The following is a 22,241-nucleotide window of genomic DNA, read 5'->3' as shown; positions in this document are numbered from 1 at the left end:
CCTGCGAGATGTCTATTAGAATATCTCCGGAAGGGATATCGGAAAAGAGGATTTTAGTTTATGGCAATTGATATTGATGTGGTTTCCGGCTTCCTGGAAAGCGGTAAGACCACTTTCATTAATGAATTGATTACCAGTAAAACCTTTGAAGAATATGAGAATATCGGGTTACTGGTTTGTGAAGAAGGTGAAATTGAATACGATGAGAAGCTCTTGAAAAAGAAGAATATCAGCCTGATAATTATAGAAGACCCCTCCAGGTTAACAGGGGATTATCTGCTTAAGCTTATCAGTAAGAAAGATCTGGATTACATAATCATAGAGTATAACGGAACCTGGAATATTCAAACACTTCTGGATATTAAGTTAAAAGGCGGTTTAAAGCTCAGAAATGTGCTTTTCATCAGTGAAGCAGATAAATTCAACAGCTATTATCACAATATGGCAGGGCTATTGCAGCCGCATATGCTGAACAGCGATTATGTAGTGATTAATCGTCATGATTCTTTGAGTAAGGAAGAGAGAAAGAACATTCAGAATAATGTGAAGAAAGTCAATAAGGGTACAGGTACAGTCTTTCTTAACAGCATTCATGAGGATTCCCGGTTGCTACGTATCTTTACGCCTTTTGAAAATTATAAGAAGACTGTGACACCTGGTATGCTGATTCTTATGGTGGTTCTTGGTATTCTTTGTTTTCTGCCCACAGCTTCCCTCTCCGTGGTTTATGATAATCTACAAAAGGTATCACTATCCTTTCTCAGCATTTTAATTCAGGCGATTCCTTTTATATTATTAGGTGCTTTCCTATCCTCCTTTTTGCAGTTAGTTGTTCCAACCGGCTGGATTATCAGACAGATTTCCGGCAATACTGTAAAATCTTTTGGTATAGCGGCACTGGCAGGTTTTTGTTTTCCTGTCTGCGATTGCGGACTGGCACCTCTTGTTACGGGTCTGCTTAAGAAAGGGACACCGCTGCCCCAGGTAATAACCTTCTGGCTGGCTTCTGCCGCAGTTAATCCGGTAGTTTTATTATCTGTTATGTATGCTTTTCCGGAGAAAAAGCTCATAATACTGATAAGAATTCTTGCCGGTGTATTTATTGCCCTGGTAATAGGAATTATTCTAAAACTTCTTGATATTAAGAACAGTGATGTTGTTAAGGCTGATAGCAGTCTTACCGGTATGGGAATTGATATGGTCTATGACAGCAACAACAGGGGGTTAAGAAAAGCCTCTGCGGTACTTAAGGGAGCACAGGTAGAGTTCTTTCGTGTATTTCAATACGTAATTATAGGTGCCTTAGTATCTTCTGTCAGCCTTACCTTTGTACCTCAGGTAATCAAGTCTCTGATTAGCGGAAATATGCTGATACAGTTTGGAATTATGTTCATAGCTGCCGCTTTTATGTCTACCTGCTCCACTACAAATGCATTTATCGGAAGAAGTTTTTACGGACAGTTCACCCTTCCTGCGGTATTGTCCTTTATGACCTTAGGACCAATGCTGGATTTTAAGAATATCATTATTCTATCGGAAGCTCTGACAAAGAAATTCTTGGTACAGCTTTGTCTGTTAATGGCAGTTGTAGGCTTTCTGGCCTATTCATTGATTAATATTATTCTGTAAGTAACATTTGGTGTATTAATAGAAGCTGAAGGTGCAGCTTTGCACAGTTAGGAGGTTTAATGAAAGGCAATAAAAATATTGATAATATCTGCAAGATTGTGATTCTTTTGGCACTTACTGGATTACTTCTTTACGAATTGATTTCAGGTAAGATATATTATTATGTTCATCCCAGGTATTTACCGGGATTATGGTTATCAGTGGTAGTTCTGTTGGTTTTTGCCATCAGTCTTTTGATGGAGAGAAAGAGGGGACGTCATAATTCTTCTGTCTCACAATATGGGTTATATGCCGTTCCCATTGTACTGGCATTACTTTTTCCGGTGATTCAAGGCGGTAACGGTAATATTGCCATAGCGCAGAGCAGTATTGGAAGAGATGCCAATAATAAAAGTGCCGGGCAGGAGCTTTCAGATGAAGAGGACTCCAGTACTGATGCGGAGGTGACCGAGGCAGATACAAATGATGCAGAAGAAGGTATCGATAGTTTTGGCAATACAGAAATTGTCCAACCTGCAGAACCGGAAGATAAATCACAAAAATATGCGGTAAAAGCCGAAAATGGTGCAGTACTAATAAGTGATGAAGAATATGCCGCCTGGTATTATGATCTTTATGATTATCTGGAGGACTTTAAAGGTAAACGGTATCAGTTTACAGCCCAGGTATTTCCTTTGGAAGGACTTAAGGAGAATCAGTTTCTGGCAGGCAGATATATTATGACCTGTTGTGCGGTGGATTTAACCGGATATGGTCTGATAAGCGAAAGTGACCTTGCCGGTGGTCTTAAGGAAAATGAATGGCTGACGGTTACCGGTACCATTGGGGAGTATGAATATAATGGTATGAAGGTTCCTTATCTTACTGATATAGAGGTTGAGAAAGCTACTGCACCGAAGGAAGAGTATGTATATTACTATTATTAATTAAGTTATAAAGAGCCTAGACCCACCAGTATAATAAAGGGTTTAGGCTCTTAGTCTATTTTTTCTTGATTCTGGTTTGATTCTAAGGTGTTTAATTTCTCTGCAACCTCACCGTGTTTACTGGGGTATAGGTGGGAGCTGTTATAATGTCTTTTTAGTCTATCCTTTGCAATGATTTATTTATGGGAAGGGCTTTCTCTTCCAGGTTGATGTCTGCTGCCATAAGAGCCAATAACTCACCTGCTCAAATGCCTGTCCAGTATAATATATTAATGGCTGCATTAATGTCTGGCCAGGATTTATTCATGATAAACTGTTTAAATTCTTCATGTGTCCAGAAATAAAAACTTTCTGCTTCAAGCTTTCCCATACTACCTGCCTTTCTGCCGGGATTCTCTGTCAGTCCGTAATATTTTACAGCAAAGTTCAATAGTATGCTAAGTTGATTATGTAGTCTTTTCTGATAGATAGGAGCATAACCCTGACTAATAATTTCATTCAATCTTTTATTTTCTTTAAGTTTTTACTTCTGTAAAAAAGTTCGGTTTCAGTAAAAGAAGTTTATATAGAAAGTATATAAATTTTTTAGAAATCCCTAAAAAGATACTAAAAACAAAAATAAATGTCATATTGTTTCTGTAAGTAAAAAACATAAATTAAATAAAACTCATACAAAAACTTAAACAAAAGTTAAGTTATGGTATATAAAACACAGATAAAAATATCGTGAATTAGATTAATGAGATATTAATTCTCTTAAATAAAGAGAATTAACATAAATCATACAAATTGAAAGGGGATAAAAAAATGGCAGGAACCATTAGAATTACACCAGAAGAACTAAGAGAGGCAGCGAATTTTATCAAACAGAAACAGGACGCAATGACAGCAGATGCAAATGCATTAAATGCAAAAATCAATGAAATTGCAACAAATTGGGAAGGTGCTGCTCAATCTGCATTTATCAGCGGCTTTACTAACGACTTATGGCCGGTTCTGGACAAGACGATGCCTCAGATTCTTACAGGAATTCAAACGCAGTTAACGCAAACTGCAACTACCTTGGAGGAGACAGATAAGGCAATCGCTGACAGGCTAAAATTATAAGAATTAAGTCGTAAAGAGGCTGCAGCAGGAAGGAGATGGCAACATAGAATCCTTTCCTACTGCAGCTTTTTTCAGAATTTAAAATAAGAATGTATATGCTTGGAAAAAGCAAAATGAAATAGAGCGGATAATAACAGAGATAGGAATGAAGGAGGAATAAAATGTATTTCTGGGATTCTGTTGGTGATTTTTTTCATACCTCGGACAATGAACGAAAAAGAGATGAATACAGTAAATTAGTCAAATATTTAAATAAGAAAATTCCAAAAGCGGAAGCTCTCTATAATAATTTAAAAACAGGCTGTGACATGGAATTTAAGATAATGAAAGGGACCGTCGATAAGAATAACTTAGCTGGGGAGTTAGTTAGCATGTATGATAATAAATTTATTATCTACCAGAAGGATACTACAGATTTATTGGATTATTATAAGAATATGATAGCATCTTTTCGCAATAAATTAGCGTCAGCTCAAAGTATGTATGAATATTATGCCGAACAGTGCAGGCTTGAGGATGAAAGGAGAAGGCAGCGTATTCGGGAAGAACAGGAAAGAGAAGAAAGAGAAAGAGCGGCAGCACAAAGTGCGAAAGCAGCAAAGAAATAAAGAGTCTTTTTTATTAAGTTAGGAGGTAGTAACGATGGAAAAATTAGTGTTAGACAGTGATAGATTCGCAGAGCTCGAAAAAAACACATCTCAAATGAATGAAAACATAGAGAAGGCATTTCAGTTAGGCAAAGAATTTCTTGCTATGCTGCAGGTTACAGATCAGTGGAAAGGTAAGAGCAAAGAGGAATTTCAAAGCTACCTGCATCTGGTGCTGCAATATCACGGACAATTAATCGGTGAGAAAATCCCATCCATTGGAAAAGTTAAAACTGCGAAAGTCAGTGGAAACACCTGTGAGGTAGCCCTGGAAACCTTGCAGGAACACAATAAAAATATGAATCAGTTTACCGGTAACTGCAAATCTTACCAGGAATTGGAGAGGATATAGGATGCTGTTCAAAGAAGAGGAACTTATCTGTTTTAACAGTGTATTAGATGGAAAGCGCATATTTGGCACCAATTTCAGTGCACCTCAGGAAATATCAAAAGAATACATAGAGAATACTCTGACACGGCTGACAGAGAATAAATTTTTAGAGGATAAGAAACCGACGGAAAGCTTTTGTCTTGCGGTAAAGGTATTAGAAGACTACAAGGAATCACAGCGGTATCTGATAATGAATCAGATGAATATCGCCTTTGCTAAAGATAAAAAAAATATTATATGTTTATGCAAGACAGATAAGGGTTATGAAATGACTGTTTTAAAAAAAGAATTGTTCTTATATGAATATATGAGAAATATTCCCTTTCTGGCAGAAGAGGATTCCAGGGAGAGAATAGCAGAAAAGACGGAATTTGAAGAATGGTACCAGGATTTAGAAAGTCCGGAGTTAAGGAATATCACTTTCCTACAGGAATTTGAGCGGAATAAATCCGGCGGTACCTATATTTTATACCAGAAAGAGAACCAGGGATATCTCTATGAGCCTGCCTCCAAGCGGATGAAGCGGGGAGGGTCACTGCAATTCAGACAGTTGCTGCTGAAGTTATTTCAGATAAACAGTAAGGAGGGAGTATATAATGGCTGCTAACATTAAGATTTCCTTTGAAATGATTCAGGAGTTTGACAAGCTTCTGTTAATGGTCTCTGAATTGGGAGAGGCAATGAAACAAATAGTAAATTCCTCAAATCTGCTTGAAGGAGAGGTTTTATATGAAGGAAAAGCAAAAGAAGAAATGCTGGTGTTTTACTCACGCTGTTACAATCACACCCAGACACTGATTAATCTTTATAGTAAAGCGTATCAGTTTGCAGTAAATGCTGTTATAGACATGATAGAACAGGATATGATACTGGCAAGAGCATTACAGCGGGGGGATGCGAAATGGTAAGACAACTGGGAAGAGAAATAATTGAGAAATACACCTGGCTGGAGAGAGCTAATATTACCATGGGATATTCTGCAAACCTCCTCTTTGACTTCGCTGATCTGGATGAGCTTTGCAAGGATATCGAAGGCGAACTGGACTCCCATTCCCTGGGAGCAGGCTTCTCTTCTCAAGGGCAACGGATAGATGAATTCGTAGAACATAGAAGTGCGTTGTTAAGCTATACCAGTGATGTATTGTATGATATTGATGAATATCTGGAAAATCCACTTTATAAAGGGTTTAATAATGCCGTGGATCTGATGGCTGCCATTGATATGAGAGATGCAAAGACAGATAATACCATAGGGTTACAGGAACATACAAGTATGTATGTAGGAGCCGGAATGTATGATGAGGTTGGGGGGGATATGACCTCTCTAAACCTGGAGGATTTTATAGGCAGCCGCAATAAGAATAACAGTCTCACCAATTATCAGAAAGTAGATGATTTTGCGGAATTATTTGCAAAAGACTATGAAGATCTGGTAAATAATGATAAAATAGACCCAAGTAAAGTAAATTTACAGGAGTATCTGGACAGCCTGGTATTAAAAGAATTTGCCCATAAAAAGGACGCCCCCTTCTGGAAGGAACTATTAGAATCGTTAAGCGAGATGACTGTCGTAATTCCCATTATTGAGGCAGCAACGGGTAAAACCCTTATAACAGGAGATTATCTAACGGGTGATGAACGAGCATTTAAGGTAGTATCAGGGGCAGTAAGCCTGGTGACCTTAGGATATGGAGCGGCAATTGCGAAAGGCGGGGGAATGGCTTTAGCCAAAATGTTTGCCGCAGATATCCTGGCTGAAGCGGTGTCAGGGTCAACCGTGATCGTTTGTGATAAAGCAGGTGTGCCTTCTGCGGTGACAGTTGCTTTGGCGATAGTGTTAGGATCTACTACGGGAGTGATTGCGGATAAAGCATTGCTTAAGAACGGAATTAAGGTTACTGGGGTGGATGAAGTTGATTCAATAAAGAGTGGCAGTAATTCTGAGGCATTTGATTACTACATGGATTTAGTTGAAGAATTAGATGTTTCAACAACTCCAAATTCCGCCACATTTTATTCAGGGCAAGGTAATAGAGCTTTGGCAGAAGAATTTGCGAAGGTTAATGGAAAAACAACATTAGAAATGACATCTGGTGGAAAATATTTAGACGATTTAAAACTATTTGAGCAAGGTAGTCCGTTAACACAAGAAGAAGCAGTTAATGTTTGGGCTAGACTGTCAACACGATATGCTCAGAATGCTAGTGGAAATACGTATGGCTTTGTTAAAAATTCTTGGGAAGGAAGTATTTTCAATACTATTGAGTATCCTGCATTAAAGGAAAATTCTAATGTAACCAATATTTTTACAGAGTTAATGCAGTGAAAATGAAAGGATGGATTAAGTATGCAAAAAGAAAAAAAATACAAAATTGAGGTGCCTCATTTTTATTGTTTGGAATATTTTGATGAAGGGAAAAAAATGAAAGTAGAAATGGACTTCAGAGAGTCGTATTTTGTACTTAGTAATAAAATAATTACGAAGTGGGAACCACCTCACGATAATGAAATTATTGATGAAAATAAAAAGAAAGAAATCTTAAAAAATATTTATGAGTTCTTACTTACTAAGACAATCCCTAGTAATATTAAAATGGAGGAGAATTAATATGGTTGTTTTGCCAGATGGGGCCATGATTGAAATGTCATGGAAGCGGGTAAAATACATTAATCATGATAGTTTTATAATTCTCCAGATTATACCTATGATTAAAGCTAAAGATATTATTTTAATTCCTAATAAAGAAAGATGGAGAAACATAGAGAATGTATTTTCACTTAATGAGCGAGAAGAAATAATTTTTTTGCTAGAACATATTAATTGGAAACGAGATATTAATATTATCGAGTTGGATATTTACCCAATTTTAAACAAAGAATTTGATATTAATACTGGAATGATTGAATCAACTAAAGGATATGATATTTTAAATAAAGAAAATTTGTTTGACGTTGATAGTAAATTGGAAAAAGAACAAGTAAAAAATGTTTATTGCAAACTGGAAGAAAAATTTGCAAAAATATCAAATGGTACAGTAGTTATTTCCAGAGACCTCTTAATTAAGGGTAGTGTTCTATATGAAATAACCATGCCAGCATTTGAAAAAAATTCAAATGTTATATTGGAAATAAAATAATTTTTAATTAAATTATGGTTATACTTTAGGACCTACCTAAATCCCTGTCTCTTAATTTAATATCATGGCTCTCATGAAGTGTCGTCATCCACGGTACGAATTCAGAGACTTTAGCAAAAAAATTGCCTTAGGTATACGATCGGATTTTTAGTTGTAGTTCCAATAAGTTCATATAAACGTACTTTTTGTAGCAAAAAATTTGTTGCGAAAGGTGCGTTTTATTATGCAAATTAAAATAGTGGTTTCAAAATCAATTATTCTCCATGAGGAGACCGAAGTAAAATTCAAAACAAAGGGAAATATGAGAAGTTTAGTTTCCTGCAGGAGTTAATAGAAGATGTCCTATACAGAATATCTCTAAGGAAAAATACCTGGATAGAGAAACAGGTGAAATCAAAGAGAAGTTAAATAAAGGAGTACGAGAATGGATTATAATTTGCTTATACATAGCGTAATAGAAAAGAATGAAGTGTTAAAATTATTACGTGTAGTAGAAGATTATGAAATTGTAGTTTCAGAATTTACACAAGACATTTTTCCAACAGATATAAATTCAGTATTGATGAATTGTTTTTATAAACAAAGCAATCAAATTGATAGAAAATTCCCTGAATCTGCTTGAGGGAGAGGTTTTATATGAAGGAAAAGCAAAAGAAGAAATGCTGGTGTTTTACTCACGCTGTTACAATCACACCCAGACACTGATTAATCTTTATAGTAAAGCGTATCAGTTTGCAGTAAATGCTGTTATAGACATGATAGAACAGGATATGATACTGGCAAGAGCATTACAGCGGGGGGATGCGAAATGGTAAGACAACTGGGAAGAGAAATAATTGAGAAATACACCTGGCTGGAGAGAGCTAATATTACCATGGGATATTCTGCAAACCTCCTCTTTGACTTCGCTGATCTGGATGAGCTTTGCAAGGATATCGAAGGAGAACTGGACTCCCATTCCCTGGGAGCAGGCTTCTCTTCTCAAGGGCAGCGGATAGATGAATTCGTAGAACATAGAAGTGCGTTGTTAAGCTATACCAGTGATGTATTGTATGATATTGATGAATATCTGGAAAATCCACTTTATAAAGGGTTTAATAATGCCGTGGATCTGATGGCTGCCATTGATATGAGAGATGCAAAGACAGATAATACCATAGGGTTACAGGAACATACAAGTATGTATGTAGGAGCCGGAATGTATGATGAGGTTGGGGGGGATATGACCTCTCTAAACCTGGAGGATTTTATAGGCAGCCGCAATAAGAATAACAGTCTCACCAATTATCAGAAAGTAGATGATTTTGCGGAATTATTTGCAAAAGACTATGAAGATCTGGTAAATAATGATAAAATAGACCCAAGTAAAGTAACTTTACAGGAGTATCTGGACAGCCTGGTATTAAAAGAATTTGCCCATAAAAAGGATGCTCCTTTCTGGAAGGAACTATTAGAATCGTTAAGCGAAATGACGGTCGTTATTCCCATTATTGAGGCAGCAACGGGTAAAACCCTTATAACAGGAGATTATCTAACGGGTGATGAACGAGCATTTAAGGTAGTATCAGGGGCAGTAAGCCTGGTGACCTTAGGATATGGAGCGGCAATTGCGAAAGGCGGGGGAATGGCTTTAGCCAAAATGTTTGCCGCAGATATCCTGGCTGAAGCGGTGTCAGGGTCAACCGTGATCGTTTGTGATAAAGCAGGTGTGCCTTCTGCGGTGACAGTTGCTCTGGCGATAGTGTTAGGATCTACGACGGGAGTGATTGCGGATAAAGCATTGCTTAAGAACGGAATTAAGGTTACTGGGGTGGATGAGGTTGATAATACAATTAAGGGTGGTTTAAAATCTGGATTAACGCAGTCTCAAATTGATGATATTGTAAATATTCCAAAGGGTAGTAGACCAGAACCATCAACATATTTGAACCAAGATTATATTGATACTCATTTAGCACAATTCGATGATGGAGTATCAGTTATTCAAACAGATTGGGCATATAGTCGATACTCTGAAACTAATGGATTTGTGGGAGTTCCTGATGATAATACATTATTTGTTATGCCAAAGAATTATTGTGATGATGTGATTACAAGAGCTAATGGAAATATTTCTATAATAGAAAAAGAATTAGGATTTCCAAATGGGTATTTCAGTGATGGCGGAGGTCTTATAAGAATTGATACAGATAATGTTTCTGGGTTAAATATTCGCATTCCTAGTGGAAATGAAACAGGTGCTAACAAATTGTGGATACCTGGGGGGAATACATCTGGTGGAGTACCAGAAGCAATTACAGATACTATACCACTTAAAGATACGACAGTTACAAGAATAGAAGTTAAATAAAGGAGAATAAGAATGGATTATAATTTGCTAATACTTAGTGCGATAGAAAAGAATGAAGTGATAAAATTAATTCGTGGAGAACAAGATTATGAAATTGTAGTTTCAGAGTTTACATCAGATATTTTTCCAACAGATATAAATTCAGTACTTATGAATTGTTTTTATAAGCAAAAAGAATATATTGATAATATAGAAATAATATTTAAGAATACTTTGGACAAATTACTTAGTGGCAATGCCAGTGATGTTTATATTGCAATATTGTATTTTGATGCGTGTATTTATCAGGAAGAAAGAGGCAAAGCAACTTTTTGGATTAATAAAGAAGAAGTTGGACGAAAAATTAAAAAGTCAATTAGTGTAAATCAGAAGGAACTAGAAAATAGCATTGAGTTTTGGAATGGAATGAAAAAAAATAATCCATGGAAAAATATTGAAAATTTTAATCAATATTATCAAAAAAAATATAAGATTAGTATAATTTAAATTATGGATATACTTTAGAACTTACAACTACCTAGATCCCTGTCTTTTGTCTCTTAATTCTGTATCATGGCTCTCATAAAATAATATAACATGATATGAATTAAGAGACTTTAGTGAGAAATTACTGGGTATACAATTAGATTTTAGGTGTAGTTCCAATACGCTTGTATAAACGTACTTTTTGTAGCGAAAAAATTTGTTGCGAAAGGTGCGTTTTATTATGTAAAAAAGTTGATTTATAATCATTTATTTTCCACAAGGTAACCGAAGTAAAATCTCAATGCAACAGAGATAAGCTATTGTAAGTTGCTTACTTTGTCCTATACTGATGTAATGACAGACAATGAAAATATCTGCGAAGAAAAAATGTTTCTCGCTGAAATTGCTTGATGGAGAGATTTTAAAAAGGAAGTAAAAGCAAAAGAAGAAGTACCGGTGTTTTATTCACGCTGTTACAATCACACCCAGACACTTATTAATCTTTATAGTAAAGCGTATCAGTTTGCAGTAAATGCTGTTATCGATATGATAGAACAGGACATGATACTGGCAATAGCTTTGCAGCGGGGGGAGGCGTAAATAATGATAAAATAGACCCAAGTAAAGTAACTTTACAGGAGTATCTGGACAGCCTGGTATTAAAAGAATTTGCCCATAAAAAGGACGCACCCTTCTGGAAGGAACTATTAGAATCGTTAAGCAAGATGACTGTCATAATTCCTATTATTGAGGCAGCAACGGGTAAAACCCTTATAACGGGAGATTATCTAACGGGTGATGAACAAGCTTTCAAGGTAGTATCAGGGGTAGTAAGTCTGGTAACCTTAGGATATGGAGCGGCAATTGCAAAAGGCGGTGGGGCTTTAGCGAAAATGTTTGCCGCAGATATCCTGGCTGAAATTGAAGCAAAAAATATTTCTATGCCAGAATGGGATTTTAGTAATCCAAGTACAATGGAAGTGTGGGATTTGGCTTCTGGTGCATATGCAGAACAGGTATCTGGTGAAATAAGAGCAGTATTGGATCAGAATTAAGAGAAGGTAATATATGGGAGAATATTGAATTGCCAAGACTAATAAATAATGTTAATGTTACAAAAATAACAACTATTGACCCTAAAACTGGAATAGAAACAATTATTTTTGAGAGGTAAAAAGATGAAGATAACAGGAAGTATGAATTATATTAAATTTGATCTGGAAAATGGATATGTAATAAAAGCAGAGGGAGAAATGTTAGTAGGTAAAAAATTTGTAGTATATAGAGATACAATGAAAGTTTGGGAAGCTCCACATGAGAAAGAAGAAGTTTTAGATACTCAAATAGAAAATATTATTCAGGAAGTTAAGAAAAATACTAATGAAAATACGGTTCAAATAATATTTGAGTAAAATTTATTATGGTTATACTTTAGGACTTCCAACTACCTAAATCCCTGTCTCTTAATTCAGTATCTAAACATGCAGATGGGTTCAGATAAATATATTAGTTTATCACGCGATCATAAGTGCTATTCTGATACAAATATGGATGTTTTCCTTGAAGAAATTAAAAAGAGTTAGAATTACGTATTCCAGACAAGTATCTAATTGTAAAATAGCTGGATGTAGTGGTTTATGGTGAAATTTATTAAATTGTAATGCAAGGGTTACAGAGGAGAATGATACTTCTCTTGTAGCCTTTTGTTATTTCAATCTAACTATTTTACCTAATATTAAGTTAGAAGTTGAAAATAGAATGAAAGAATTCAAACAAGGGATAATTTATCCAAGTGGTTTTGTAAATAATAAGGTATGGAATGATATTGAAAGATTTAATCGTGTTTTTCAAGAAGAGTATAACCTAAAAATGTTTTAATTATATTATTGTTATACTTTAAGACTTCAAACTAACTAATCCTGTCTCTTAATTCAGAATCATGGCTCTCATGAAGCAATGTCATCCATGATATGAATTAAGAGACTTAAGTGAAAAATTTAATGTGGGTATGCAATCATATTTTTAGGTGTAGTTCCAATAATCTCATATAAACGTACTCTTGTAGCCATAAGTATTGTGTAAAAAAACTATTAGCTATCAATCAGTTGATAGCTAATAGTTTTTTTACACAAATGAAGAAGTGTTACAGGGGTAAAGAAATTTGCATTGTTTAAAAAGCTGGTAGTAAAACCATGGATAAAATAAAGGGTTTTGCTAAGAATTGAATCATATGAAAAAATTTTCTCCTAAAGAGATATTGACAAATGCAGATTATATGGTATTATAAATTCAATAAACGCAAATGCAAATAGTTCGCTTTTGGAAAGGATAGTATATGAGAGTAAGAATTGTACTGGAATGCACGGAATGTCATGACCGTAATTATGTAATCACAAAGAACAAGCAAAAGCACCCGGAAAGGATGGAAGTCATGAAATACTGTCCCCGTTTGCATAAATATACCCTGCATAGGGAGACAAAATAATTGATTGACTTTACAGGAGGTGCTACAATGAAAAGAATCTTTCATATTTTAACAGCAGTATTAATGGTTTCTGTTTTGGCTGCCGGCTGCAGCAATAAGAACATAGACAAAGAGACAGAGGGTAAAGTGACAACCACGGAGGATAAGCTCAAGGTTGTGGCGAGTTTTTATCCCATATATGATTTTGCCATGAAAATTGGAGGCGATAAGGTAACCGTAATTGATATGGTTCCTGCGGGAATTGAACCTCACGATTGGGAGCCGGCAGCTTCTGATATTGCGAATCTTGAGGAAGCCGAGGTCTTTGTCTATAACGGAGCCGGTATGGAACACTGGGTGGATACAGTACTTGACAGTCTCGGTAATAAAGACCTTGTTACCGTTGAGGCAGCTTCTGGAATTACACTGATGGAAGGACACGGTCATGAAGACGGTGAAGAAGAACACAGTGAAGAGGAAGAAGAGGAACATGGTGAGGAAGAAGGTATGGATCCCCATGTTTGGCTGAATCCGTTAAATGCCAAGGCTGAAATGGAAAATATCAAAAATGCGTTCATAGAAGCTGATCCCGATAACAAAGATTATTATACTGCAAACTATGAAACCTATGCAGCGAAACTTGATGAACTGGATCAAAAATTCAAGGAAACCTTGACAGGTTTTGAAAATAAGGATATTATAGTAGCACATGAGGCCTTTGGTTATCTTTGCAGTGCTTATGGTCTGAATCAGGTAGGTATTGAAGGCTTATCTCCGGATTCAGAGCCTGACCCCGCTAAGATGGAAGAGGTTATACAGTTCGCGAAAGAGAATGAGGTTAAGGTTATTTTCTTTGAAGAACTTGTAAGTCCCAAAGTGGCAGAAACCATTGCCAAGGAAATAGGTGCCACGACGGATGTACTGAATCCTTTGGAAGGTCTGTCAGAAGAGGATATTAAGAACGGAGCGGATTATTTTACCGTAATGGAACAGAATCTTGCAAGCCTGGTTAAAGCTTTGCAGTAACAGATAGATACTTAAAGAGTAGGAGCAGTTGCGTGCAACAGCTCCCATTCTTTTTGAGATGAAATGTAATTATTTATGATAAACAAACTCGTTAAAAGTATATATGGCTTGAATTACTCTTTTTATCTCCTTTCAGGGCATAAGATTCCAGTATTTCAAGCAAAAAGATATATCTTATATACTTACAAATTAAGAAGGCAGAAATACCAGAAATCAAGGGTATTTGCAGCAGAGGTCAAGATGCAGGCAATAGATATTCAAAATGTAGAATTTGCATATGGCAGGGATTTGATTATAAAAGAGGCTTCAACTGTTATAGAGCAGGGGGATTATGCCCTTCTAACGGGAGAAAACGGTACGGGAAAAAGTACACTGCTTAAGCTTCTTCTCTCAGAATTAAGGCCCATAAGGGGGAAGATACAGATTATGGGTCAGGACAGTGAGAAATATATCCGAAGCGGTAAGCTGGGATATGTATCTCAGAACGGTACTTATGCCAATCAGAATTTTCCCGCAACAGTGGAAGAAATCGTAATGGCAAATCTCTACAGGCAGATTGGCAGATTCCGCTTTCCGGGGAAGGCACATAAACAGCAGGTCCAGGCAGCACTTCAAAAGCTTCAGATGGAGTGCTTTGGTAAGTCAATGATCGGAGAATTGTCCGGAGGCCAGCAGCAAAGAGTTATGTTAGCGAGAGCCCTGGTGGTTAATCCGGAGATACTGATTCTGGATGAACCCACAACAGGTATAGATATGAAATCCATGAAACAGCTGTATCAGATACTTCAGGAACTGAATCAGGAGGGGCTGACCATCCTGATGGTAACCCATGGCTCTTTGAGCGAATGCAGCGGAGTTAACCGAATTCTAAAATTAGAGGACGGCAGATTGGCGGAGCTGGATACAAAAGAGGTGAGAGCGTGAGCATTCTACAATATTCATTTATGCAAAGAGCTTTTCTGGTAGGGGTATTATTAGCCATTATTGCACCCTGTATCGGAATGACCATCGTGCTTCAGAGAAAATCCATGATAGGGGATGCCTTATCCCATACCTCTCTGGCAGGTGTAGCAATAGGTATACTGCTTGGCATCAATCCTATACTTGGAGCAACCGGTGCCTGCATCGTAGCTGCCTTAAGTATTGAATTTATACAGAAAAAGATACCAAGATATTCAGAAATGGCAATTGCCATTATAATGTCAACAGGCATTGGACTAGCTGGTGTACTGTCCGGATTTACCAAAAGCAGCGGTAATTTTAACAGCTTTCTTTTCGGAAGTATTGTAGCCATTAGCGATCTGGAGCTTAGAATGGTAGTGGTTGTAAGCATATCTGTACTGGCAGCCTTTCTATTATTGTATAAGGAACTTTTCTTTATCGGGTTTGATCAGCGAACGGCAAGAATTGCGGGAGTGCCGGTTAAGACAGTGAATTTTATATTTACTCTTCTCACAGCGCTGACCATATCCATTGCTTCCAGAACCGTTGGTGCGCTGGTAGTGTCATCTCTGCTTGTTATACCTGTAGCCTGCGGAATGCAGGTTGGCAGAAGCTATAGACTGACACTTATTTTCTCAGTAATATTTGCAGTTTTTTTTACGGTAACCGGACTTACCTTGTCCTATTACTGGAAATTAAAACCCGGCGGAACTATTGTACTAACCGGAGTTGCAAGCTTTTTGATAATTGTTATCTTAAAGGCTGTGATCAGAACCTTTCAAAAGACTGAATAACAAAGATTCAAACTATAATACGCCGTAAGTTAAGTGTAATAACTGACTTATGGCGTTTTTTAAGGCAGGAATAAGAATGGTTTTAATACTATTATGGGAATATACGGAGAGAAAGAATATTCAGCAGATTCCTTTGCTATTATGAGATTAAAGAAAATACTTGCAAGTGTGTAATATAGTTATACTATGTAACCATAAATGATTAGTAAAAATAGTTATAAGTGTTTTTAAACTTTTATTATGCCCTTTACCTGATATAATGAAAGCAGAGTGAGGATTTACAGGCTTGCCTGTAAAATCCGATAAGAGCAGCAGGAACACCCTTTCTGTTCAAGTTCCAATAAAGCTAAGATAAAAAAAGGGAGGCATAACCATGAAAGAAGAAGCATTTATTAAAGTAAAAGAAGCACTTGGGAACTATCTGCATCATTCTCTTACGTATACGGAATTTGAAGATATTGCAGATTATGAGCTGTTAATCGAAACAGAAGAATTGATATTAATCGGCGGGTTTAACCGTGAGGCAGATAGCAGGCATTATCACTGGGCAGCGGTATCTCCACAGAAAGTGATAGAAGCAACCAGAGAAGAACATAACTTTTATCTGGAATTTATACCGGAGGAATGGGTTGATACTTTTACGCAGGCAGGGTACATAGTCAGAGATAAGTTCAGGGATTATACAAAGTCAGATTTATCAGATATTAATAATGAACACTCCCATGGGGAGTTTCTGAAGGTGGAAGAGAGTCTTAAAGCCGCTGAAGTAACTATGTCCTGCAAGGGACAAAGCAGAGGATTTACTGGACAGACACAGGAATGGATTGAAGAATGGCTAACAAAGACGGAAGATATTATACACAAAGCAGTCGTGCTTGAAAGGAACGATGAAAAGGAAATCGTTGGAGTATGTTTTACAGGAGTCTACGGAATCAACAGCCAGAAAGGACCGGTCGCCTGGATTAGAGAAGTTGCGGTGCATCCTGATTACCAGAACAAAGGAATAGGGAGAAGGCTAATAAAGCAGGCCTTATCCCACTGTAAGTCCCATGGTGCGGTAAGAGCTTTTCTTGCTGCGGATGAATGTAATGTCAATGCAATACATTTGTATAAAAGTCTTGGATTTCAGCCTGATGCAGATACGCAGATTGACATAATGAGGGAGTAGGGTTAAAATAGAATCAGCAACAGATTGAACATGGTTTTATGCCGTTGCAGACGGCAGAATGTGAGGTAAATATGAAAGTAACCATATATGGAACTGAAATCTGTCCTGATTGTGTAAAAGCCAAAAAGGATTTAACAGCACTTCCTGATATTGAGCTGGAATATAAGAATATAACCGGTGATACAGCTACTCTTAAGGAATTTCTGGCATATCGTGATAATGACGAGCTGTTTAAGGAAGTGAAAGAGGCCGGAAGAATCGGTATACCGTTTTTCGTATTGGAAAATGGTGAGAAGACCTTTGACATCGGTAACTATGTAGAACTGCCTGTCGCAATAGAGGAAGCAGTAACTCCTGCTGCTGATTTCTGTTCTATTGATAAGAAAGGTCAGTGCTAAAAATAAAGCTATAAATTAACCTGGGGACAGCTTAATAGATGAGGAGTAATAAATGTTAGAATATCTCTTATATATAAAAAAATCAAACCAATCACCAAAAATGCTCTATGCAGCACAGGACATGTCAGTGCAGCGATTCCTTGCATAGAGCCATAAACGAATCGCAGATATGAATATGAAATGTGCTGCTCTCTGATAAAAACAATCAGAAGGAGCGAAAGCCATGTCATATATAAACGGAAAAGAAATCCTACCGGATCATGTATTAGAAGAAATACAGAAATACTTTGGAGGCGGACTGATCTACATTCCCCTGCCGAAGGAGAGCCGCTGTAAATGGGGCAGCAGGACTACCATAAGAAAAGAACTACAGATTAGAAATGAAGAAATAAGACAAAAAAAAGCTGAAGGTTCTTCCATTCAGGAACTAATGGAGGAATATCATCTTTCTTATGATACCATTAAAAGAATTATTTATAATAAAAACTGACAGAAGGCTGTTGTTTCATATCCTAATTATAGGTTGCAGTTGCAACTTTTATGGATAGGAAACAGCAGCTTTTTGCAACTGTGAAAGTGAGCCTAGTATCTCAAAGGTATATAAATATCCAACTTATAGTTGTTTGAAGATTGTAAAGTATATATCTCCAGTGTATCAGCCTCTGCCAGCTGGCTGCCTGTTAAAGGGAGCCAGACACCGTATATTTTATCATAAGTCTCTTTTAGCCTATCCACTGTTCCGGAATGAGTAAATACGGCGTATTTTGTACATGGAATTATTTTGGCATTCATGCCCATGGGAAGGTTGTCAGTACTTAAGACTTCTATGCAAGCCATATAGGAAAATTCACTATCATCCGTTATATCCGGCATGTATTCGCATAAACCTATTAATTTGTCAGAATTCAAAGGGGTTATTATTGAATTACTGCTATGATGAAACTCTCTCCAGAGTTGACTGATATCAGCTGAGCCGGGATGTACGGTTCTTGTAATACCGACTAACTGAAATATCTTCTCGAGAATAATAGTGGGTTCTATGGACAGTCCGTTTAAGCTCATAAATAGCTGACGGGCATTCAGTTTCTCATAAAGGGTAATAGATTCCCGGCTCTTGCGGTATTGACCGGGAGTAATACCAAACAATCTGAGAAAGGCTCTGGTAAAGACCTCCTGGGATTGAAAATCGTATTCCATAGCAATATCAATTATTCGGGTATCGGACATACGCAGAGCAACCGCGGCTTCGCTTAGCCTGCGGTTACGAATATAATCCTTTAGAGAGATACCGCTAAAGGACTGGATTATGCGATAAAAATGCGTAAGAGAATAGCCGGATTCACTGATAGCTCTGTTGATATCAAGTTCTTCCTTTAGGTTAGCTTCAATATAATCAATGGTTTTTTGAATACTATCAATATAATCCATAAGAGTTTCCTTACTTTATTTTTTTCTAATTGGCAGCCAGAATTCAACATAGTCATTATGAGTATTACTGTCAGGGGCAGGAGGATAAAGCTCCATTTCAGGTGCGTTTGCGTGGATAAAGTCTGAAGCCGGCAGCCATTCCATAAAAGCATACATTTCAGCAGCAATCAGTGCTTCAGGAAGATTTCCTCTATTATCAAATACTGCCCATTCACTTGCAGCTACAGTATATAGTTCCAGATCTGGATTATGAGAAAGGATTGTAGCAGGGTCATCTGCTTCAGCAGCTATGTAGAAATAGAAGCTTCGCAGGGAAGGATCTTTTTCCACACAGGAAATTCCAAGGACAGCACTGTTTAGTATTGGATTTTGTTTTTGATGATACAACTCCTTTAATCTGTTTACCAGACCGTTCTCCCTGGAATGTTGCCAGAATTCACCGAAGATTTCATTCTCCTGGCCGGAGATCCATATTTTTCTTCCAATTACTTGAAAAGCTGGCTTTTGTTCAATTCTTACCTTTATCATTTATCAGGTCCCTTCTATGCTTTTAAATTAGCAGCAATATATAATTATCAACTTTTAGATTTGCAACGAAGTAATAGACTTATAATAGCGCTACATAAGTTACAGTACTATTATATAACAATAAGGACAAATATTTTGATGTTTTTTACCATACTTAAATTGTCACAATATAGTAACTGGAACTCGTAATATACATGAAACATAAATGGAAGTTTACATGGAACTATGAAATCTGAAAGGTAATACGTGGATACTTTCTGAGACTAACAAAGTGCATGCTTCCGGAGAATTGTGGCCATATTTTAAAGCCACATCAATAATATATAAGAAAAGATTCTCATTAATTGATAAACGTTACAACAGAAGATCTTCGCAACAGCATTCGGGTCATGCCTATGATGAGGATAAAGAGAAAGCCGCTTATTTCTAGTGATATGATTCCTCAAAGTAACAGATTTTTTATATTTAATCTATCTACTTTAAAGGAATCATATCACATTGATAAGCGGCTTTAAATTACTTGTTATCAGACTTCCATTCAGAGGACAGCAATTCCATACATATTTGATCATCATCTGAAAATCTGCGGAAACTGCATTCTTTAAAACCAAACCTTTTGACAGTAGCCTGAGAAGCATAATTTTCAGGGTGTGTAAGGATATAGATACAATCAACACCAAGTTGTGTAAAACAAATAGCAAGGAGTACCGGTAAAGCCTCGGACATATAACCCTGTTTCCAATAGTCCTTCCATATATCATATCCAATCTCAACCTGTTTAAGTTCTTTATCCCAGTAATGATAACCACATGTTCCGATAAAGGCATTACTTAATTTATCAAACATACCATACCGCAGATTATCTTTTCCCTCCGGATTCTGGTAATGTTCAATTATTTCTTTTGCCTCCTGCATATTGCAGGGAGGTTCACTAAAGTATCTGCACATATCTGCATCAGAAAATTGCCTGCAAACCACTTCTGTATCATTTATATCTAATAAACGAAAATTCATTCGTTTTGTCTCAAAAGGTTTTGATAAATTCATATTTAACTCCTCATGCTGAGAGAGAAGTAAATTAACCTTGGTAAATCGGCTAATATAATTTAATACGTTCTCACCTCAATAATATTAATAAACATAGCATCAGCTCCTTTCTTCATTATTTTACCGATTTTCATATTATCATATATACTATCCTGTGTCAAAAACAGTAATATTCGAATACGATCGGTGCTCTTTCCATAACATTACGTGCTATACTTTTATCTCTGTTTTCCCTGCAAAACGCATATAATCCAGAGCAGATAAAAACCGGTTCAAACAAAATGTGTATCACGGATTTGCTAATTACTTGATTTTTCCATATATAATATTTATAATATTTACATATTTTTGAATTTATTTAAATTAACTTTAGGAGTGAAATAAAATGAACAGCGAATATTTATTGCTCACAGGTGCATTAAGGGTATTTGACAATTTTTCGCAATCAAGCTGTGATAATTTTATAATTGAGCATGATGTTAAAAATCCTGGTTTTGAATTATTACGCAGCAAATATCATGTTTTAGAAATTGCAGGTGGTGGCAATTGCTTTTCAAAAGCTATAAATTTGATGCAATGGGTATATGACAATGTACCTCATTGCGGCGGTGGTGGAGAGGTTGATATATCAAAAGACTCTGTTTCTATATTAAATTACTCCTTCGGCAAAGGTCGCTTACCCGGCATATTTTGCTATCATATAGCGATTGTATTCACGGAGTGCTGTCTCGCTTCGGGGTTAATTGCACGAACTATCCATTGTAAGCCATATAGCCCAAATGATGTTGACACCCATGTTGTTTCTATGGTCTATATTAATGAAATGAATAAATGGGTGCTTTTCGATCCGAATAACAATGCCTATTTTACCGATAAAAATGGTGTTGCACTTTCACCTTTGGAAGCCAGACATTTATTAGGACGAGATGAAATATATGTTTGCGGAGCACCAAAAGATCAGCCTGATTGGTACAAGCAGTATATGGCGAAAAACCTATTTTACATTAAATTTTGGTCCATCAATACCTTTGGAACAGACTTAATAGGGAATCAAAAGGTTTATTTTTTGGCGCCTTTGGGTTTTGATACGAAAGGCCGTGAAATAGCATATTGCGAATATGCTATTAAAATAAACCCTGATGAATATACAAAAGATTGGGTAGATTATTTAGATAAATTGAAAGAGCAACATATCATAACTGTTTCAGAAGAGCAATTTTTGCAGATAGTATAAAAGGTTCTGAAATACATAACACACTTTGCTACTTTGAGTTATTTCATAGTAGCTTTCTTTTTGTACATAATCGGCAGATATGGAAAGAGCGGTTTTTTATTTCAAGTAGACCAGCCTACCAATCCAGAAACAGGAGAAACAACACCTTTCGGGCCCGGAATTTTGGAGCAAGGAAATACAATACCCTGGAATATAAAATAAGCTTTTAGAAGATAAATTGGTAAGACAGATTTTTTTAGGATATTCAAGAAAGCGTAGGAAATAACCGTCCATGGCGATTTACTTGTTTGATGATTGAGAGTAAGTTCAAATAAAAATTAGTGGCTAAGTGGCTTACATAGTCACCTTTTGTTTGGGTATAATAAGGTTAAATCTTTATTTAAGGAGGTGATGCCCTATGACAACTAGCAAGATACCCAATAGATTAATACATGAAAAAAGTCCTTATCTACTTCAACACGCTTATAATCCAGTTGATTGGTGGCCTTGGTGTGAACAAGCATTTACGAAAGCAAAAGCAGAAGATAAGCCAATTTTCTTATCTATTGGGTATTCTTAAC

General features: G+C 36.5%; 30 protein-coding genes. 26 read left to right on the top strand and 4 right to left on the bottom strand.

All coding sequences use genetic code 11. The features are described 5' to 3' along the window. Nucleotides 1-60: 60 nt before the first annotated feature. Complete coding sequence (locus BR73_RS0122740) at nucleotides 61-1,629, top strand: permease (RefSeq protein WP_033168137.1); 1,569 nt, start codon at nucleotides 61-63, stop codon at nucleotides 1,627-1,629. A gap of 59 nt (nucleotides 1,630-1,688) precedes the next feature. Next, nucleotides 1,689-2,555, top strand: coding sequence for a TIGR03943 family protein (locus BR73_RS0122735; RefSeq protein WP_033168136.1), 867 nt, complete (start codon nucleotides 1,689-1,691; stop codon nucleotides 2,553-2,555). Between the two features lie 244 nt (nucleotides 2,556-2,799). Here the strand turns inward: BR73_RS0122735 and BR73_RS26890 are convergent, their stop codons facing one another. Continuing rightward, entirely contained in the window at nucleotides 2,800-3,057 is a 258-nt protein-coding gene (locus BR73_RS26890; RefSeq protein ID WP_033168135.1) for a hypothetical protein, read from the bottom strand. Nucleotides 3,058-3,362: 305 nt separating this feature from the next. Here BR73_RS26890 and BR73_RS0122725 point away from each other — a divergent pair, with 305 nt between their 5' ends. From BR73_RS0122725 to BR73_RS0122625, 22 genes are all read left to right on the top strand, one after another. Next, nucleotides 3,363-3,662: a WXG100 family type VII secretion target gene (locus BR73_RS0122725; protein WP_033168134.1), complete on the top strand. Its 300-nt coding sequence runs from the start codon at nucleotides 3,363-3,365 to the stop codon at nucleotides 3,660-3,662. 161 nt (nucleotides 3,663-3,823) lie between these two features. Continuing rightward, entirely contained in the window at nucleotides 3,824-4,270 is a 447-nt protein-coding gene (locus tag BR73_RS0122720) for a hypothetical protein (protein WP_033168133.1), read from the top strand. A gap of 34 nt (nucleotides 4,271-4,304) precedes the next feature. Further along, the gene (locus BR73_RS0122715; RefSeq protein ID WP_033168132.1) at nucleotides 4,305-4,661 is read left to right on the top strand and encodes a hypothetical protein; all 357 of its coding nucleotides are present in this window, start codon (nucleotides 4,305-4,307) and stop codon (nucleotides 4,659-4,661) included. 1 nt (nucleotide 4,662) lies between these two features. Further along, complete coding sequence (locus BR73_RS0122710) at nucleotides 4,663-5,307, top strand: DUF5081 family protein (RefSeq protein WP_033168131.1); 645 nt, start codon at nucleotides 4,663-4,665, stop codon at nucleotides 5,305-5,307. Next, complete coding sequence (locus tag BR73_RS0122705; protein ID WP_033168130.1) at nucleotides 5,297-5,608, top strand: hypothetical protein; 312 nt, start codon at nucleotides 5,297-5,299, stop codon at nucleotides 5,606-5,608. Before BR73_RS0122710 ends, BR73_RS0122705 begins: the two co-directional genes overlap by 11 nt. Then, complete coding sequence (locus BR73_RS27850) at nucleotides 5,602-7,026, top strand: pre-toxin TG domain-containing protein (protein ID WP_051685506.1); 1,425 nt, start codon at nucleotides 5,602-5,604, stop codon at nucleotides 7,024-7,026. The genes BR73_RS0122705 and BR73_RS27850 overlap by 7 nt, the downstream gene beginning before the upstream one ends. A 21-nt stretch (nucleotides 7,027-7,047) precedes the next feature. Further along, nucleotides 7,048-7,308 carry a hypothetical protein gene (locus BR73_RS0122695; RefSeq protein WP_033168129.1) on the top strand — a complete coding sequence of 87 codons (261 nt, stop codon included), beginning with the start codon at nucleotides 7,048-7,050 and terminating at the stop codon, nucleotides 7,306-7,308. Between the two features lies 1 nt (nucleotide 7,309). Next, the gene (locus BR73_RS0122690) at nucleotides 7,310-7,837 is read left to right on the top strand and encodes a hypothetical protein (protein ID WP_033168128.1); all 528 of its coding nucleotides are present in this window, start codon (nucleotides 7,310-7,312) and stop codon (nucleotides 7,835-7,837) included. A gap of 424 nt (nucleotides 7,838-8,261) precedes the next feature. Next, nucleotides 8,262-8,459 (top strand): hypothetical protein, encoded by a 198-nt coding sequence (locus BR73_RS0122685; protein WP_033168127.1) that lies wholly within the window; start codon nucleotides 8,262-8,264, stop codon nucleotides 8,457-8,459. Further along, complete coding sequence (locus tag BR73_RS0122680) at nucleotides 8,431-8,652, top strand: hypothetical protein (RefSeq protein WP_033168126.1); 222 nt, start codon at nucleotides 8,431-8,433, stop codon at nucleotides 8,650-8,652. Before BR73_RS0122685 ends, BR73_RS0122680 begins: the two co-directional genes overlap by 29 nt. Continuing rightward, complete coding sequence (locus BR73_RS27845; protein ID WP_051685505.1) at nucleotides 8,646-10,187, top strand: pre-toxin TG domain-containing protein; 1,542 nt, start codon at nucleotides 8,646-8,648, stop codon at nucleotides 10,185-10,187. Before BR73_RS0122680 ends, BR73_RS27845 begins: the two co-directional genes overlap by 7 nt. 12 nt (nucleotides 10,188-10,199) lie before the next feature. Further along, entirely contained in the window at nucleotides 10,200-10,673 is a 474-nt protein-coding gene (locus BR73_RS0122670; protein WP_033168125.1) for a hypothetical protein, read from the top strand. Between the two features lie 435 nt (nucleotides 10,674-11,108). After that, complete coding sequence (locus tag BR73_RS28910; protein ID WP_156034903.1) at nucleotides 11,109-11,252, top strand: hypothetical protein; 144 nt, start codon at nucleotides 11,109-11,111, stop codon at nucleotides 11,250-11,252. Nucleotides 11,253-11,263: 11 nt separating this feature from the next. Continuing rightward, entirely contained in the window at nucleotides 11,264-11,707 is a 444-nt protein-coding gene (locus BR73_RS29525) for a pre-toxin TG domain-containing protein (protein WP_347463690.1), read from the top strand. A gap of 123 nt (nucleotides 11,708-11,830) precedes the next feature. Further along, on the top strand, nucleotides 11,831-12,064 hold the full coding sequence (locus tag BR73_RS0122660; protein ID WP_033168124.1) for an Imm74 family immunity protein: 234 nt from the start codon (nucleotides 11,831-11,833) through the stop codon (nucleotides 12,062-12,064). Between the two features lie 923 nt (nucleotides 12,065-12,987). Beyond that, on the top strand, nucleotides 12,988-13,137 hold the full coding sequence (gene rpmG, locus BR73_RS0122655; protein ID WP_033168123.1) for a 50S ribosomal protein L33: 150 nt from the start codon (nucleotides 12,988-12,990) through the stop codon (nucleotides 13,135-13,137). Between the two features lie 27 nt (nucleotides 13,138-13,164). After that, nucleotides 13,165-14,142 (top strand): metal ABC transporter substrate-binding protein, encoded by a 978-nt coding sequence (locus tag BR73_RS0122650; protein WP_033168122.1) that lies wholly within the window; start codon nucleotides 13,165-13,167, stop codon nucleotides 14,140-14,142. 240 nt (nucleotides 14,143-14,382) lie between these two features. Then, nucleotides 14,383-15,066: a metal ABC transporter ATP-binding protein gene (locus tag BR73_RS0122645; protein ID WP_033168865.1), complete on the top strand. Its 684-nt coding sequence runs from the start codon at nucleotides 14,383-14,385 to the stop codon at nucleotides 15,064-15,066. Continuing rightward, nucleotides 15,063-15,878 carry a metal ABC transporter permease gene (locus BR73_RS0122640; RefSeq protein WP_197032716.1) on the top strand — a complete coding sequence of 272 codons (816 nt, stop codon included), beginning with the start codon at nucleotides 15,063-15,065 and terminating at the stop codon, nucleotides 15,876-15,878. Before BR73_RS0122645 ends, BR73_RS0122640 begins: the two co-directional genes overlap by 4 nt. 373 nt (nucleotides 15,879-16,251) lie before the next feature. Then, complete coding sequence (locus BR73_RS0122635) at nucleotides 16,252-17,046, top strand: GNAT family N-acetyltransferase (protein ID WP_033168120.1); 795 nt, start codon at nucleotides 16,252-16,254, stop codon at nucleotides 17,044-17,046. Between the two features lie 71 nt (nucleotides 17,047-17,117). After that, nucleotides 17,118-17,444, top strand: coding sequence for a glutaredoxin (locus BR73_RS0122630; RefSeq protein ID WP_033168119.1), 327 nt, complete (start codon nucleotides 17,118-17,120; stop codon nucleotides 17,442-17,444). A gap of 223 nt (nucleotides 17,445-17,667) precedes the next feature. Next, entirely contained in the window at nucleotides 17,668-17,934 is a 267-nt protein-coding gene (locus tag BR73_RS0122625; RefSeq protein ID WP_033168118.1) for a CD3324 family protein, read from the top strand. 92 nt (nucleotides 17,935-18,026) lie between these two features. On the opposite strand, the gene BR73_RS0122620 is transcribed toward BR73_RS0122625, so the two are convergent. The 3 genes from BR73_RS0122620 to BR73_RS0122610 all read right to left on the bottom strand — a co-directional run bounded on the left by BR73_RS0122620 (nucleotide 18,027) and on the right by BR73_RS0122610 (nucleotide 20,447). Continuing rightward, nucleotides 18,027-18,872 (bottom strand): GyrI-like domain-containing protein, encoded by an 846-nt coding sequence (locus BR73_RS0122620; protein WP_051685503.1) that lies wholly within the window; start codon nucleotides 18,870-18,872, stop codon nucleotides 18,027-18,029. A 15-nt stretch (nucleotides 18,873-18,887) separates the two neighbouring features. Further along, nucleotides 18,888-19,400: a GyrI-like domain-containing protein gene (locus BR73_RS0122615; RefSeq protein WP_033168117.1), complete on the bottom strand. Its 513-nt coding sequence runs from the start codon at nucleotides 19,398-19,400 to the stop codon at nucleotides 18,888-18,890. A gap of 516 nt (nucleotides 19,401-19,916) precedes the next feature. Continuing rightward, on the bottom strand, nucleotides 19,917-20,447 hold the full coding sequence (locus tag BR73_RS0122610; protein WP_051685502.1) for a GNAT family N-acetyltransferase: 531 nt from the start codon (nucleotides 20,445-20,447) through the stop codon (nucleotides 19,917-19,919). 385 nt (nucleotides 20,448-20,832) lie between these two features. Between BR73_RS0122610 and BR73_RS0122605 the strand changes: the two genes are divergently transcribed. Both BR73_RS0122605 and BR73_RS29830 read left to right on the top strand, forming a co-directional pair. Further along, entirely contained in the window at nucleotides 20,833-21,681 is an 849-nt protein-coding gene (locus BR73_RS0122605) for a transglutaminase-like domain-containing protein (RefSeq protein WP_033168116.1), read from the top strand. 397 nt (nucleotides 21,682-22,078) lie between these two features. Beyond that, on the top strand, nucleotides 22,079-22,240 hold the full coding sequence (locus BR73_RS29830; protein WP_084719487.1) for a DUF255 domain-containing protein: 162 nt from the start codon (nucleotides 22,079-22,081) through the stop codon (nucleotides 22,238-22,240). Nucleotide 22,241: the final 1 nt, after the last annotated feature.

Source organism: Clostridium sp. KNHs205, from assembly GCF_000702945.1.
Taxonomy (GTDB): Bacteria; Bacillota; Clostridia; order Lachnospirales; family Lachnospiraceae; genus Anaerocolumna.
This window is presented reverse-complemented; position numbering and strand designations above follow the sequence as displayed.

What these genes read in the sequence shown, in the direction of transcription:
- BR73_RS27845 (WP_051685505.1), top strand. Translation starts at nt 8,646, where the DNA reads ATGGTAAGACAACTGGGAAGAGAAATAATTGAGAAATACACCTGGCTG.
- BR73_RS29830 (WP_084719487.1), top strand. Translation starts at nt 22,079, where the DNA reads ATGACAACTAGCAAGATACCCAATAGATTAATACATGAAAAAAGTCCT.
- BR73_RS0122615 (WP_033168117.1), bottom strand. Translation starts at nt 19,400, where the DNA reads ATGATAAAGGTAAGAATTGAACAAAAGCCAGCTTTTCAAGTAATTGGA.
- BR73_RS0122720 (WP_033168133.1), top strand. Translation starts at nt 3,824, where the DNA reads ATGTATTTCTGGGATTCTGTTGGTGATTTTTTTCATACCTCGGACAAT.
- BR73_RS0122695 (WP_033168129.1), top strand. Translation starts at nt 7,048, where the DNA reads ATGCAAAAAGAAAAAAAATACAAAATTGAGGTGCCTCATTTTTATTGT.
- BR73_RS0122620 (WP_051685503.1), bottom strand. Translation starts at nt 18,872, where the DNA reads ATGGATTATATTGATAGTATTCAAAAAACCATTGATTATATTGAAGCT.
- BR73_RS0122660 (WP_033168124.1), top strand. Translation starts at nt 11,831, where the DNA reads ATGAAGATAACAGGAAGTATGAATTATATTAAATTTGATCTGGAAAAT.
- BR73_RS0122610 (WP_051685502.1), bottom strand. Translation starts at nt 20,447, where the DNA reads ATGAATTTATCAAAACCTTTTGAGACAAAACGAATGAATTTTCGTTTA.
- BR73_RS0122715 (WP_033168132.1), top strand. Translation starts at nt 4,305, where the DNA reads ATGGAAAAATTAGTGTTAGACAGTGATAGATTCGCAGAGCTCGAAAAA.
- BR73_RS0122705 (WP_033168130.1), top strand. Translation starts at nt 5,297, where the DNA reads ATGGCTGCTAACATTAAGATTTCCTTTGAAATGATTCAGGAGTTTGAC.
- BR73_RS0122740 (WP_033168137.1), top strand. Translation starts at nt 61, where the DNA reads ATGGCAATTGATATTGATGTGGTTTCCGGCTTCCTGGAAAGCGGTAAG.
- BR73_RS0122635 (WP_033168120.1), top strand. Translation starts at nt 16,252, where the DNA reads ATGAAAGAAGAAGCATTTATTAAAGTAAAAGAAGCACTTGGGAACTAT.
- BR73_RS0122735 (WP_033168136.1), top strand. Translation starts at nt 1,689, where the DNA reads ATGAAAGGCAATAAAAATATTGATAATATCTGCAAGATTGTGATTCTT.
- BR73_RS0122725 (WP_033168134.1), top strand. Translation starts at nt 3,363, where the DNA reads ATGGCAGGAACCATTAGAATTACACCAGAAGAACTAAGAGAGGCAGCG.
- BR73_RS0122690 (WP_033168128.1), top strand. Translation starts at nt 7,310, where the DNA reads ATGGTTGTTTTGCCAGATGGGGCCATGATTGAAATGTCATGGAAGCGG.
- BR73_RS0122605 (WP_033168116.1), top strand. Translation starts at nt 20,833, where the DNA reads ATGAACAGCGAATATTTATTGCTCACAGGTGCATTAAGGGTATTTGAC.
- rpmG (WP_033168123.1), top strand. Translation starts at nt 12,988, where the DNA reads ATGAGAGTAAGAATTGTACTGGAATGCACGGAATGTCATGACCGTAAT.
- BR73_RS0122710 (WP_033168131.1), top strand. Translation starts at nt 4,663, where the DNA reads ATGCTGTTCAAAGAAGAGGAACTTATCTGTTTTAACAGTGTATTAGAT.
- BR73_RS0122630 (WP_033168119.1), top strand. Translation starts at nt 17,118, where the DNA reads ATGAAAGTAACCATATATGGAACTGAAATCTGTCCTGATTGTGTAAAA.
- BR73_RS0122670 (WP_033168125.1), top strand. Translation starts at nt 10,200, where the DNA reads ATGGATTATAATTTGCTAATACTTAGTGCGATAGAAAAGAATGAAGTG.
- BR73_RS0122625 (WP_033168118.1), top strand. Translation starts at nt 17,668, where the DNA reads ATGTCATATATAAACGGAAAAGAAATCCTACCGGATCATGTATTAGAA.
- BR73_RS0122685 (WP_033168127.1), top strand. Translation starts at nt 8,262, where the DNA reads ATGGATTATAATTTGCTTATACATAGCGTAATAGAAAAGAATGAAGTG.
- BR73_RS27850 (WP_051685506.1), top strand. Translation starts at nt 5,602, where the DNA reads ATGGTAAGACAACTGGGAAGAGAAATAATTGAGAAATACACCTGGCTG.
- BR73_RS0122650 (WP_033168122.1), top strand. Translation starts at nt 13,165, where the DNA reads ATGAAAAGAATCTTTCATATTTTAACAGCAGTATTAATGGTTTCTGTT.
- BR73_RS0122645 (WP_033168865.1), top strand. Translation starts at nt 14,383, where the DNA reads ATGCAGGCAATAGATATTCAAAATGTAGAATTTGCATATGGCAGGGAT.